At 67.8% G+C, this 13,451-nt stretch carries 10 protein-coding genes; 2 read left to right on the plus strand and 8 right to left on the minus strand.

What is annotated here, in order from left to right:
- Window positions 1–367: 367 nt before the first annotated feature.
- The 7 genes from APZ21_RS01890 to APZ21_RS01920 form a co-directional block, all read right to left on the minus strand.
- Window positions 368–1,012, minus strand: coding sequence for a hypothetical protein (locus APZ21_RS01890; protein WP_054811451.1), 645 nt, complete (start codon window positions 1,010–1,012; stop codon window positions 368–370).
- A gap of 11 nt (window positions 1,013–1,023) precedes the next feature.
- Window positions 1,024–1,713 (minus strand): RNA polymerase sigma factor, encoded by a 690-nt coding sequence (locus APZ21_RS01895; RefSeq protein ID WP_054811452.1) that lies wholly within the window; start codon window positions 1,711–1,713, stop codon window positions 1,024–1,026.
- Window positions 1,714–2,185: 472 nt separating this feature from the next.
- A complete protein-coding gene (locus tag APZ21_RS01900; protein ID WP_054811453.1) occupies window positions 2,186–3,106 on the minus strand; it encodes a poly-gamma-glutamate hydrolase family protein in 921 nt (306 codons plus the stop codon).
- Entirely contained in the window at window positions 3,103–6,210 is a 3,108-nt protein-coding gene (locus APZ21_RS01905) for a CHAT domain-containing protein (RefSeq protein ID WP_054811454.1), read from the minus strand. Before APZ21_RS01905 ends, APZ21_RS01900 begins: the two co-directional genes overlap by 4 nt.
- Window positions 6,211–6,233: 23 nt before the next feature.
- Window positions 6,234–9,011, minus strand: coding sequence for a CHAT domain-containing protein (locus tag APZ21_RS01910; RefSeq protein WP_054811455.1), 2,778 nt, complete (start codon window positions 9,009–9,011; stop codon window positions 6,234–6,236).
- Window positions 9,012–9,165: 154 nt separating this feature from the next.
- Window positions 9,166–9,660, minus strand: a complete 495-nt coding sequence (locus APZ21_RS01915; RefSeq protein ID WP_054811456.1) for a DUF2690 domain-containing protein — start codon at window positions 9,658–9,660, stop codon at window positions 9,166–9,168.
- A gap of 90 nt (window positions 9,661–9,750) precedes the next feature.
- Window positions 9,751–10,080, minus strand: coding sequence for a hypothetical protein (locus tag APZ21_RS01920; RefSeq protein WP_054811457.1), 330 nt, complete (start codon window positions 10,078–10,080; stop codon window positions 9,751–9,753).
- Between the two features lie 693 nt (window positions 10,081–10,773).
- Between APZ21_RS01920 and APZ21_RS01925 the strand changes: the two genes are divergently transcribed.
- On the plus strand, window positions 10,774–11,151 hold the full coding sequence (locus tag APZ21_RS01925) for a type VII secretion target (protein ID WP_239476446.1): 378 nt from the start codon (window positions 10,774–10,776) through the stop codon (window positions 11,149–11,151).
- A 16-nt stretch (window positions 11,152–11,167) separates the two neighbouring features.
- The gene (locus APZ21_RS01930; protein WP_054811458.1) at window positions 11,168–12,838 is read left to right on the plus strand and encodes a hypothetical protein; all 1,671 of its coding nucleotides are present in this window, start codon (window positions 11,168–11,170) and stop codon (window positions 12,836–12,838) included.
- An 84-nt stretch (window positions 12,839–12,922) separates the two neighbouring features.
- Here the strand turns inward: APZ21_RS01930 and APZ21_RS01935 are convergent, their stop codons facing one another.
- Window positions 12,923–13,438: a hypothetical protein gene (locus tag APZ21_RS01935; protein WP_054811459.1), complete on the minus strand. Its 516-nt coding sequence runs from the start codon at window positions 13,436–13,438 to the stop codon at window positions 12,923–12,925.
- Between the last annotated feature and the right edge of the window lie 13 nt (window positions 13,439–13,451).

Below are 13,451 nucleotides of genomic sequence, written 5' to 3' on the forward strand. Positions count from 1 at the left end.
GCTGCCTGAACCGCTCGACCGCGTCCGTCCCCTGCGCGGGCGCCCCCGGACCGCCACGACGCCGGATCACCACCCTGTCGCCGACAAGGGCTACGACTACCCGCGCGTCTACGACGAACTGGCACAACGACATATCACCGGCTACATCCGTGCGTCGCGGCACCCGCGACAAGGGCACTGCCGGACGCTGGATCGTCGAACAGACCCTGGCCCTACTCCACCAGTACCGCCACCTCGCCATCCGCTGGGAACGCCGCACCGACATCCACCACGATTTCCTCAGCCTCGCGGCCGCCCTCATCTGCTGGCGACGACTCAGCAACCGAACCCGACACAGCTCTTGGATTCTGGGCCGAATTCGCGACGGTCACAGGCGGTCGTCGGTATCGCCGTGCCGCTCTATCCTCAGGCGGACGCCGCGCACCGGTCCGTATGGCGGCACCGTCGCGCCGCCGATCAGCGACCACAGCGGGAAATCGTCGGAGCCGTCATTGTGCGGACGCAGCGGAAAGCTGACGAGATGGCCCGCGACGCCGCAGGTGAGTACCGCGAGCAGGACCGCGTCGTGGATTCTCGGAACGTGGGGCAGCGCCGCTCGCGCTTCGATGCGCGTCTCCTCACCGTCGATATCCTCGGTGGATACGACCAAGTGCAGTGAGGCCTGTCCGTCGAGTATCTCGGTCACGACCGGATCATCCAGTTCGATCGCCACCTCGATCGCGTCGCTCCCGCCGCGATCGGGTTCCGGCAGACTCCGCACCGGCTGAAGTGCCCATTGTTCGAGTGTCTCGGCCAGTTCGGTATCCGAGAGCCGCAGGTTGCCGCTCGTGTCCCGGCGAAGTCCGAGGTTCGCGAGGATGCGGGCTTTGGCCGACTGCTCCTCGGGGGTATCGCGCGTATCCTCGCGCTCGCCCGATTCGCGCCGGGGTGTCGCGTCTCGCGCGGGCAGCGCTAGGAACAGGTCCTCGTAGTCGTCGGGTTCGCGGTTGCCGGGCCAGGTGATGTCGTCCATAGCGAGTCCTTCTAGCTGTTGAGGTCGTCGTCGGTATCGGGAGCGGACGGATCATCGCCGAGCATCTTCCAACGATGCTCGGCCAGCAGGTTACGGGCGGTGAACAACCTGCTCTTCACGGTCCCCGGATTGATCCCCAGGATGCGCGCGACTTCGCTCTGCGGTCGCGCGTTGAAATCGAAGGCGCGTGGATCCCATAGCAGGTCGACGACCGCTCGGAGCTTGTCCGGCAGCTCCGCGATGGCGGCGGTGACACTGTTGACCAGGCTGCTGTCAAGCACGTCGCGTTCCACGTCGTTGTCGCCGCGGGTCTCCATCGCGATGTCGTAGTCGACCCGGTGACCGTGCACCTCGCGCTCGCGTTTGGCCTTCGTCCACAGGGTGGCGATCAGATTGTTCACCGTGCCTCGGATGTAGGCCTCGACACTGTTCACCTCGAGCGGGCCGCCCGCCGAACGGATCCACAGTTTGAGCAGCGCCTGCTGGGCGATGTCCTCGGCCTGGACGAGATCGCGGGTCCTGCGCCGGGCCTGATCGAAGGTCCAGCTCAGTGCCTCGTCGATCGTGCAGCCGAAGCAGTCCGTGAACCGTTGTTCGGCCCGTGCCTCCTGAGCCTGCGCCGCGTACTGCTCGGCCAACGAAGGCGGTCCCTGCTCGTTGGGCTCCTCATCGGTATCGAATACGGCGGGTTCGTCGGACATGTGGTGGGGAACCTTTCGCCTAGGTGTCGTACGGTTCGACCCGCGGAACGCCGCGGGGGTTCGATTCGCGATGGTCACGAATTCGTCACGGATGGTCGAGTGGGTGCGGTCGCTCCGAAAAGTAAGGCGTGGCGGAGATTTCGGCAGCCGGACCGAACCGAGGAGTCACAACGACGGTCGTTACCTGCATGGGTGGCCATCCGGGGAGGGTGGCCCGCACACACAGGAGCGATATGTCTCACCGCATAGAACGCCACCGTTCCCCCCGCCGCCACCGCTGGCCGCTGTGTGAGCAGACCGGCAAGACGCGGTACCGGGAGTGCAACGACGCCAAATCGGCACTGGCACAGATCCGGCGGCTGCGCGAGCAGGCCGAGGAAGTAGGCCTCCGCAGCAGGCGTCGGGAATGCCGCCGATATCTGTGCCCCGCATGTCACGGTTGGCACTTGACCTCCAAACCGTCATGGAACGACTAGATGCGCGCTGCCGGATCGGCGTCGCCCACCGGCGACGCCTTCGGTAGGTGGGCCAAGACGTCGGCGACGGCGTCCGCGATGGGCCGCCAGTATGCCGAGCGCGCGGCCAATGGCTGCTCGAGCTGCAGTCCGGCGCCGCCGACGGCGAACCTGTTGACGATATTGGCGTGCGAGCGTGCACCGTACGGTTCGTCGGGACCGACAAGTCGAACCGGTATTCGAACGGCGCGCAGACATTCTCGCAGCGCCGAGTGCACACGCCACTTCAGGTCCTCCTCGCAGCCGCCGCCGATGAGTACCGTGTTTCCCCGATAGCCGTGGAAGGCCACGGTGCGTCGATACGGCCGATCCGAGAGTGCGCGCAATTTCGGAAAACTCGCGTGGTGTAGGTCGGTCGAGGCGATATGCCAGCGGCGATACGCGCCGCCGCCTCGATACCAGCCCAGGCAGGCCCAGACCGCGGCGCGCTCCCACCCGAGTCGGTACGCGACCCGATATGCCTGGAGGTCGGTCCACTTCTCGATATCGCCGCCGTGCGGTGCGAGCGCGAGGACGAACCGTTCGTCGCCGCGCTCGACACACTCCTCGATGAACCCGTTGTGTCTGCGTGCTTGGCGGCGAGACATGCTGTCCGCGCAGTGGATTCGCAACGTGACGGGAGTACCTGCCTCGTGCCCGAGCCTGCGTAGACCGCCGGGTGTGAGAGCGAGATAGGTCGATGCCTCGGTGTCCGCGCTCGCGCGCAAGGTGTACAGCGCCGCCCCCCGCACGGTCGCGATGCGCACCTGCGCGCCGGGCTCGGCGTCGAGGCGGCGGATCAGCAGCGGATGGGCGAGGGCGTCGTGGCGGCCCTCGGGAGAGCTCGGGTCGGTGATGAGTCCGACCGTGACGGTCGGGTTCGCCGCGCCATCGGTCATTGATTGCCCGCCCCGTAGGTCACCAGTCCGGCCCAGTGCCGTGGGTCGGCGCCCGGATCGCTGTCACGCCAGCGCAGTTTGGCAAGCCGCAGCGCTGCCGCCGCGCCGACCCCCTCGCCGAGGAGTCGCCAGTAGCTGCTCATGATTTCCGCGGTGGCTTGGTCGTCGATGGCGAACAGCGACCCGATCACCGTGGTCGCCCCGCGCAACATGAGCGCCAACGGGAACCCGCCGATCTCGATGCCGTCGGGACTGGTGATCGAACTGTGGCAGGAAGCGAGCACGCACAGCCTTGGAACCGACCAACTGAAGACATCGCTGGCCTGCACGGTCGTCCCGTCGGGTAGTTGTTTGGCCTGGCCCCAGCCGGATTCGTCGTGACTGCCGTGCACGGCCATGGCCAACAGCGCATACGGTGACGGACCCTGGGTCGCCAGCGCGCGGTGCAAGTCGGCGTATCCGCCGACCTGGGCGATATCGATGAGATTGGCGCACAGGGCATCCAGCTCGGCGGTCGCGTGCGACAGGCGCGCGGCGTCGTATACCGCGAGCGACGGTGCGGTGGCGCCGGTGTGCCGCACCTGGAGCAGAGCCAATGTGCCGGTGAGTGATCCGTGGATACTGATGACCGCGTCATCGATAAGCGGGCGGTCGTCAACCGGGAGCACGTCGAACGGAATATCGAAGGAGCCGGTCGGCACGATCAGCAGCCGGATCGGTCCCTCGTCCCGATGATCGCGGACGAATTGTCGCAGCGGTGGCGGCAACAACGCCTTTGCGAGGGTCGGCGCCCAGTCGTAGGTGCTGCGATCCTGCGCGTGCAGCGCTGTCAGCACGGCGGGCACGTGGACCGCGTCGAGGTGTTCGGTGATCGTGCCCGCATGGCACAGAGTGACCCGGCGGTAGAACGTGGCTGTGCCCGATCGCGGCGGATCGTCGTCGGGACCGTTCGGCCGATACAGCTGGAGCAGTGCGGTCGCGGTGGGCGTCGCCCGCCGCGACAGTACGGCGCCGGGGTGTGCGTTGGCGAGCTCGGCGGGATCGCACAGTGCCCCGAGCGGGCCGAGGACCTGCTCGGCGTCGGCTATGGCCCGCGCGCGGTCGACTAGTATCTGCGCCGAACGTTCGCGCGTCCGCTGCTCGGTGTCGGGTTTCGGCGGCGGCTTCTCGCCGTTCTCGTACCCGCCTTCCTCATCCGCGTCCGCGCTGCCCGCGACCGGGGTGTCGAGGCGACTCGCCGTCACCGACAGCGCCGCGGACCTGATCGCGTCGTCCACCCGCGGATTGGCGATGAGCTCGGCCAGCAGCAGTCCGACCCGGTCGCGACGCGCGGCTTCCATGATGAGATCGGCGGCAGCGTGCTCGTCCAGGGCTACCGCTAGGTCTGCGGCATCAGCGAACAGCCGGGCGAATCTGGCTGTGGCGCTGCGTCGGGTCTCACTGTTCGCGATGGTGATCGTGTGCTCGGCCACGCAGCCGATGGCCCGCAGCATCCGGTTCAGGCGTTCGGGTGGGTCGGGCATCGCCGCTGCGGCGGTCTGCCACACGGTGGCCTCGAGGTCGGGGTCGTAGCTGACGGACGCGGGACGCAGCAGGGGAGCCGCGCGCATCGCCGCATCCTCGGCCGCATGCCAGTCCGGCACCTCGCCCGCCGTCTCGGCGGCCCGGCAGACGCGCAGATGGAACTCCGCGGTGAGACCGTAGAGGGTGCCGAGTTCGGGACCACTGCTGGTGGTCGATTCCAGTTGGGCGATGCGCTCGCCGAGTCGCCGCAGCACGCGGCCGTCACCGACCGAACCGTGCCGAACCGCGGTGATCATCGCGCGGCGACGGGTGGTGAAACGCGGCGCGGCGGCCTCCACCCGAAGGATCTCCTCGGTGAGCCGAGGCAGGGGAGGATCGGGCTGGAGCAGTTCGATCTGCGCCCGCGCGAGACTTACGGTGTGGATACCGTTGACGGCGAACTCCTGCCAGGCCTGCGCCGCGGCGTCCAGGTAGCCAAGTGCCTCGGCGCGGGCCTGCGGATCGGTGCGCAGCGTGCCCGAGTCGTAGAGATTGAGCGCCAAGTCGAAGGCATCGTTGCCGACATTGGTCAGCTGCTGGGGCGAGTTCAGCTCGCTGATTCCACCGACGAGTCGACATACCTGCGCCGCGGTCATGGTCGACGGGTCGAGTTCGACGCCGAGACGCCATCTCGCCCTGACCGCCATGCGTTCTTTGAACAGCGTTGTCGAACGGTCGAATTCGAGGAGTTTGCTTGCATTGTCGGCGGCGCAGCGCAACCAGTACAGACGCACCGCGTTGCGTTGCGGATGGTCGGAGCTGATCCGCTCCAACAGCTTCTCGGTCCGGGTGAAGGCCTCGACATCGCGGCGTTCGCGCTCCACACGGGCACGCCGCTGCAATGACCAGCAATAGTCGCCGAGCTGGGTGTCCTGGTGCGCTTCGGTGAAGGCGACCAGTTCGTCGGCGGCCCGCTGCGCACGATCGGAGTCGTTGAGATTCAGGTACATATCGACCCGGTGCAGCAGCAGGCGGAGCATGAGCCGCTGGCCGAATCCGGGCTTGCTGTCGGTGGTCAGGAAGGGTGCGGTGCGGTACAACCAATGCTCGGTCGACCGCTGGTCACACGCACGCAGCGTGGTGAGGGCGATTTCGTAGTGGCTGTTCTCCGACTCCGAATCGCGCACCGCGAAAAATCTTCGGGCGAGGAGGAAATGGGCCAGCGCGACGATGAGCGGATCCTCGGGAACCACCTCATCGAGTGCGCGCCGAGCCTCCTCCAGCGCGGTGTCCAGTTCTCCCGGGACGGTCGCGGTGCACGAGTAGGTGAGATGGGTCAGTGCGAGAACGCGATAGCCCGCGGCCTGCCGGGTGTCCTCGCCCGCGGGAACGTCACGCAGCTGTCGCGCGGCGGCGCGGACCACCAACTTGTCGGGGCGACCGGAGGGAAATCCGCCCGTGCGGACAACCCCGAGAGATTCGCGGCACATCCGCACCGCGGCGACGCAGATGCAGGCGAGGAGCCGAGCGCGTTCCGGATCGGGCGCTGTCCGTGCGTATTCCAGCACATCGGACCAGTCCGTCCAATCGTTGGTCATCATCGAGGAATCCTGTTCCGATCCGATCAGTGGTGGGCGCAACCGTAGGTGATCAATCCGGCCCACAGACGGTGCCGGGAACGACGATCGGGTCTTTCGGCCAACCACTCGAGTTTGGCCTCCCACAGCGCGTACACCGGCGGGACTCCCTCGGCCATTCGTCGCCAGAACCGGGTCATGATCTGGGCAGTGGCCTCGTCCTCGATATTGAACAGCCCGCCGATCACTGTCGCCGCGCCGCGCAGCATCAGCGCCAAAGGAAAGCCATCCAGCTCGACCCCGTCGTGTGTGGTCACCGAGGAGTAGCAGGACGCCAGCACGCACAGGACGGGCACGCGCAGTGCGAGCATCTGGGTCGCGGTGATCTCGGAACCGTCCGGCATGAGTTTGGTCTGCCCCCAGCCGGTTCGGTCCATCCTGCCGTGCACGCCCATGGCGAGCACGCTGAGGCGTGCGCCCTCGGGCGCGAGCGCGCCGCGAAGTTGGTCGGCGCCCTCGACCCTGGTGACCGGGCTGATGGCGGCGTGCAGTGCACGGAATTCCTGACCCGCGTGGCGAAGACGTGTCTCATCGTAGACGGCGAGCAGGGGCGACGGAACCGAGACCAGTTCGGTGTCGAGCAGGGCCGGCGCGCTGGTCAGCGAGCCGTGCACGCTGACGGCGGCGCGGTCGAGTACCGAGGAGTCGGCGCTCACGGGCATGGCGTCGAAGGGGACGTGGAAGAAGCCGGTGGGCACGATCAACAACCGGATCGGGTCCGTGGTGACGCGGGCGGGCAGTTCGCGCAGCGGAGGCGGCAGCAATGCCTTCGCGAAAGTCTCGCGCCAGTCGAAGATGCGCTGGTCGCCGGGAGCCAGGTCGGTCGTGCTCCGGGGTACGTCGACCAGGTCGACGTACTCGATGGCATTGGTCGCGGCGTCGGCGCGGTAGGTCAGTCGCCGCAGGACCGGAACGGTCGCCGCACCAGAGCGGTCCGTGCCGGACAACGGAAGCAGTTGCAGTACAGCGATCGTTGTGTCCCGACGCGGCGCACCCGCGATCAGCGCCTCGGCACGTGCGGCCTCGAGAACCGATGGATCGCACAGCGCCCCCAGCGGGCCGAGTACCGCGTCGGCCGAACACCGCGCTCCCGCCCGATTCGCAAGCACATGCGCAGAGCGTTGCTCGAGGTCGATCGGCGCCGACCTGGTCGAATCACCTGAGCTTTCGATATCGCCGTCCGGACGTTCCAGCGAAGCGGTCGAACTGGCGCTCACCGCGAGCGCGGTGGCCCTGATGGCGACGTCGACTTCGGGGTTGCGGGCCAGCTCCGCCAGGATCAGACCGACTCGGTCGCGCCGCGCCGCCTCCATGATGAGATCGGCCGCGGCGTGGTCGTTCAACGCGACCGCCGATGCCGCCGCGTCGGCGAACAAATAGCCGAAGCGGTCGGCGAGTTCGCGGCGGTCGTCGTCGGTGCCGATGGTGACCATCAGTTCGGCCACGCAGCCGATGGCCGCCAGCAGATGTTTCATCTGTCCACGGGGGTTCTGGCCGATCGCCCGGCACCACGCCGCGGCGCACCTCGCGATGGTCTCCAGCTTCGGATCGATACTTACGCCCGCGGGGCGCAAGCGTCGAATCGCCTCGGTGGCAGCGGCTTCCACCTCGGATCTGTGGGTGGCGTCTTCGCTGGCGCCGATCGTGCGCCACCACCATTCGGCGGAGAGCCCGTAAAACTTCGCCGAGAGTATCTCGGTATCGGGCGCGGGGTGCGCCAGCAGCCAGGTGAGGCCGTCCTTCGAGCCACGCTCCCGGTAGCGGCGAAGGCACTGCCGCAGTCCGTCGATCGACGGGAGGGCGGAGGTGTCGGCGAAATATTCGACACCGAGGTCGGCTCGGATGCGCGCGTGGAGCCGGTGCAACCGCAGGGTCCAGGCCCGCCCATGATCGTGGAGCCGAATAGCGTTGCCGCTGCCGGTGGCATTCAATTCGTGGAAGACACTGTTGACGTCCGGTCTCGCCTCGGCCATCTGCTTCAGCTGTGCTTCGGCGGCGAGGAAGGTCCGTACGTCGCGACGGCGGCGAGCCACCGTCGCGAGCAACGACAATGCAGATGCGTGCTGCCCCGGGACGGCGCCGACATAGGTCGCGGTATGCGCCACCAAGGCATCGGTGACCGTGGTCGCGTCGGCGACGCGTTGTGCGTCGAGGTAGGCCCTGGCCAATACGTGCAGTGCCCGGGACCTGATGCGCTGCGGCAGCGGCTCCGGGAGGAAGGGCGCGTCCCGGAGCAGGAGGGCCCCTGCGTTCTCGGTGAGATCGATCCGGTCCACCACCGGCTGCAGGATCTCCATCGCGCCGACGCGAGCCTGCCCCGCGTTGCGCAACGCGGGGCACAGCGTGGCGGCGGTCATCAGTTCCACTGCGGGATCGGCGATCACAATGCTCATACGCCACGCCAGTGTGCAGTCACGCACACGCTGATCGAGTTCCGATCCGCCCAGCGGTACAGGCGCTGACTCCTGGGGTTGGTAGTGCAGCGACAGCAAGGCGATGACGTGCCGGGTGCGCGCGAGATCGTCGGATGGCCGTGCGGTGCGCGCGAGCAGATCGGCCGCAGCGGCACGCACAGTGCTTTTCGCGGGCCGTCCACGCGGAAAACCGCCGGGCCGATCGGCATTCAGCGATTCCGGGCACCACGGCAGCGCCGCCACACAGAGTGCGGTCAGTGTGGTTTCGTCGGCCTTCGCGCGGGCGAGCTCACGCCAGGGATCGGTGGCGGATGCCCCGGTGCTCGCGCAGTGCCGCGATGGTTCGTTCACGAGGTCTCCTAGACACGAGCGCGATACACCCAACGGTAGCCGCGTGGTCGCCGCGCCGCGTGGCGATGCAATGAATCCCCCTCGTGCACGGCATGATTCGGGGCAGGTTAGAGCCCGAACCCGCATCCGGTCCGATGCGGGTCCGGGTTTCCGATCAGACCGCGTCGGTGCGTTCGCTCGAGCTTGTGGCGCAGTCGAACGCGGTTTCAACCAGCGACATTCCGCCGCACTGGAACAGGACTTCGGCGTAGACCTTGTGGACGGGTGAGTAGATCATCGGCGTGACATAGGTCCCGGGATCGGCGCCGTTGAGCCCGAAGTCGTGATGCTGTTCGTAGCCGGTGTCCTGAACGGCGCGCAGGACCAACGGGGCGGTGCCGATCACACGCGCGCCCACCGGATACTGTTCGTAGCGCGCCCAGTTCGTCTTGCAGGTCGGCGAGTAGCGGACCTCGATCAGCGAACCTTGCAGATGTTTCGCTGCAATGGTTTTCGCGTCTTGGGCGCATCGCGTCTGGTTCGGGTCGCGGCCCGAGCAGTAGTCACCGTAACAGGTGACGTCGGCGGCGGCGGTCGCGGCGGCGGTCACCAGCGCGCCCGGGATCGCGGCGAGCAGTATCGCGGTGACAGCGGGTTTCACAATGTTCATGTCGAGGTAGACCCCGCGACACGAACATCGGTTCGGAATCGGCGAATTTCTTCGCACGATCCGCGAGCGGGTCGGTTCGGCTGGTACGGATCAGTACTCGAGGGCTCCGGATTCGACGGCTATCTGGTTGCCGGTGGTCGAGACCTGGCGGGCGTCCTGCTGCCTTAGCCGACGGTCCGATCGTTGCTGTCGAGAATGTTCGGCCAGTTCGCCACGAACCGAGCGCTTGCGCCGGCGACGCCGTTGGGCTCGTTCCCAGCGGGCCAACTGTTGTTCAGCCTCGATCTCGGCGATTGTCATCGCCTCGTACAGTTCCGGGATGTTCTGTAGGGGAACGCAGTCGCGGGCTACTTCGACCGATCTTTCGAGCGCGGCGAGATCGGCGGGCTGATGGCTGGACAATAGCGACTTCGATGTCATGGAACCTGCCTCGGGCCGGATGGGAGGTAGTTGAGGTCGGCACCGGACTCGGCCGCGCATGGATGCGGCTCACCGGTGAGTTCGGCGAGTGCTCATGCGACTTCCGGGAGACCGGCGCGGCTGTAGAGCAGAGTCGTCGCGCCACCGGGGTTGTCGGTGTGCCCGGCATAGGCTTTGGCGACCGGAACTCCGAAACGTCGCTCTACCCAGGTCAAGGTCGTGTGAGCGTCGGTATGGGGCGCGGTGCCGAGCTTTCGCTCGGTCCGTTTCCCATACCGCGCTCCCGAACCGGACGTGCGAGTTGTCCCCGTATCCGGCTCTCCATAGGTCAAGTTGGGGCGACGGTGGGTTGCCACGGGGTGGTGATCTTCGAACCCCGGTATTGGTGACGTTGGATGCGTTGCGATGCCGGGTTGTAGAGCGGTATCCCGTTGTATTCGGGCTGGCGGCGCACGTGATAGCGCGCCCACGTCGCCCGGCGTGATGCGTGCCGGTGCTTGGTCGAATGGCCCGGGGGTGTACCTGTCTTTCGCGCGGGATCTGCCCTTCGAGGCCGATGGTCGGCACCGGGAGCCGGAGCGCGGTCGCAGGCAAGCACCCTCACGCCGCTGCCGGTGAGGGCGATCGCACTGCGCCGTTCACCCGGCGTCGGCTATATTGAGCCCAACCGTGCCGAACTGCCGTGCTGGGAGTGTGGGGCTGTGGGAGGCGGTGCAAGACAATGATGTTCACGACGATTTGGGGGGCAGCTCGATGAGTGATCTCTCGGTAGAGACCGACGCTGTTCGGACGTTCGCCGCGGAGAACGAGGGCGTCGCGGCGCAGATCGCGGGTGCCGGGAATTTCGACGCCGTCTCGCAGGTGGCCGCGCTCACGCCGGTGTTCGGCTTGATCGGCGGCGATTATCTGCTGAGCTTCGCGGCGGCGCAGGTATTGCAGGCCCGGGATATCAACGACCTGTCGGCCAAGTTCAACAACCTGTCGTCCAAGGCATTCACCGCCTCGCTGCGCTTCGACGAGACCGACAGCGGCAACGCGGGCGCCATCGGCGCCGCCGAGGCCCAGATCTGAGTCAGGGGATACGTATATGGAAACCGGTCTCTCCGGTGTGATCGCCCCCGCGGATCAGGCCGTCGCCGCGGTCGCGCAGTCGGCCGACGACGGCAATCAGATCGTCGCCGCGGCGATTCAGAGTGTGCCGCAGGCGATTCAGGATCTGCCGCTGCCGCAGCTGCCCGAGGATATGACGATCGAAGCGCCGGACTTCGTGCTGGCCAAGAAGATCAGCGACGAGTCGCAGAACCACGCCGCCATGCCCGGCGGTCTGCCAGGGCTCGGTGGCGGCGCCGCGCCCGACGCCCATTCCGTACTCTCGGGCGCGCCCACCGACGTGTCGAGTCTGCTCGGCGGCGCCGACACCGCGATCCATCACGCCGTGACCCAGGCCCAGACGGCCGTCCAGGGGGCGCTGAACCAGGCCAACGGCGTGCTCGGCGGTGCGATGAGCGGCGGCGCGGCCCAGCTCGCCCAGGCGTCCCAGCAGGCCGCGAGCGCACTGCCCACGGTTTCGATGCCCGCGCTGCCCGCCGATCCGGTCGCGGCCCTCATGAGCGGACTCGCGCTGCCCGCGCTGCCTGGTATCGACCAGCTGTTCAAGCCGATCCTGGATCTGCTCAGCAGTTTCGGCACCGGCGTGCTCGGCGCGCTCGATCCCACCAAGATCCTGAGCGCGTCCTCCGAGATCATCGAGACCGCCGTCCAAGTCGGCAAGGGCAGTATGGCCACCGTCGAGCAGGTCTGGGAGGGGCAGGCCGCCCGCAGCGCGCAGGCGGCCAGTCAGGAGGCCACCCAGCAGGGCACCGAGACCAGCCGGCGCGGCTTCGACATCTCCGGCCTCACCGAGGCCGCGGCCTCCACGGTTCAGGCGGGCAATACCCAACTCGTCGGGATCGCGAGTTCCTTCGCGACCCAGGCCGTCGCCCTCGCGCCGGTGATCTTCACCCCGCCCGCGCAGACGGCGCTGATCGCCACGGCCACACAGCATCTCGGCAATGCCGTGAGCGTCGTCAACGCCACTCGCGGCGACCTGGCGGGCAAGACCGCCGAGCTGAACGGCATGGTCGCCCAGATGCTCGGGCAGAGCGGTCTGCCCGCACCGCAGGATGTCGCGCAGGCGGCCATCCAGAACATCGGCGAACCGCTGCTGAGCGAGGCGCAGGATAGCGCGACCAAATCCGCGGGCCTCGGGTCGGACTCCTCGTCCTCGCCGCTGCTCGGTTCGCAGTCCTCGACCACCCCGCAGTCGGTCGGACACGGCAGCGGCGGCGCTTCGGGCGCGCTCGGCGCACTGGGCACCGCCCGTCCCGGCGGATCCTCCTCGGGCCGGGGCGGGGGCATCGGTTCCGGTTCGGGTTCCGGCGGCTCGGGATCCTCCAGCGGAAAGACCGGTGCCGGAGTGCCTGGCGCGACGGTCTCACCGCTGCGGTCGACCGCGGGCATGTCGGGCACCTCGCTGGGCGCAGGCGCCTCGGGCGCGTCCACCGGTACGGCGGGCACCGGCAACTCCTTCATGGGCGGCCCCGGTGCGGCGGGCGGTCAGCGCGGCGCCGACGACGAGCACGGCCGGACCGTGCAGCCGTACCAGAGCCGTACCGGCAACGACGATCTGACCGGCCCGCTCGGCGAGTCCACGCCGGATGTCATCGGCGCGCCGCATTCCGACGAACTGCTCTCCGATTATCAGCAGGACCAGTTCTGAGCCGACGGTTTCTCGCCGACACACCGCGGCCCTTCCCGAATCGGGAAGGGCCGCGGTGCGTTTCGGATCGGTCTCGACGAATGTTCAGCTCTTGACGAATGCGTCGAGCAGTCTGCGGTAAAGGTCGGCGAAACGCTGCCTCGCCGACCGCTGGTCGTTGCCGAATCCGTCGATCACGTCGGGGGAGTACACGATGAGATGCACGTCCTGATCCGGCGCCTGCGGCATCAGGTCGATGATCCGCACACCGCCGTTGGCCGGTGGAGTGCCGAAGTCGGCGCCCGCGAGCGCCCTGATCTCGGTCAGCGCCGCCTGGAGCGCCTCGGGACCGATGGTGCCGTCGAGTTGCCGTGGTGGCGTCTCGGGCCTGCGGTCCGCGGACGCGGCGTCGGGCATCTCGATCGCGTGGCCGTCGGAGTAGATCTCCAGAACCGGGCGTAGGTCGGTGCGGGTCTCCCAGCCGCTGGGAATGGTGGTCAGGGTGATCAGGGCGTACGGCTGCGCGATCGGCGCCGCCGCGACGGGTTCGGCCGCCGCGATGGTCGCGCTGCCCGCGACGGACAGCACGAGCGACGGCACCACGGCCAGGATCGTGCGCATCAATTACCTACCT

The sequence above is a fragment of the Nocardia arizonensis genome, from assembly GCF_001310275.1.
Taxonomy (GTDB): domain Bacteria; phylum Actinomycetota; class Actinomycetes; order Mycobacteriales; family Mycobacteriaceae; genus Nocardia; species Nocardia arizonensis.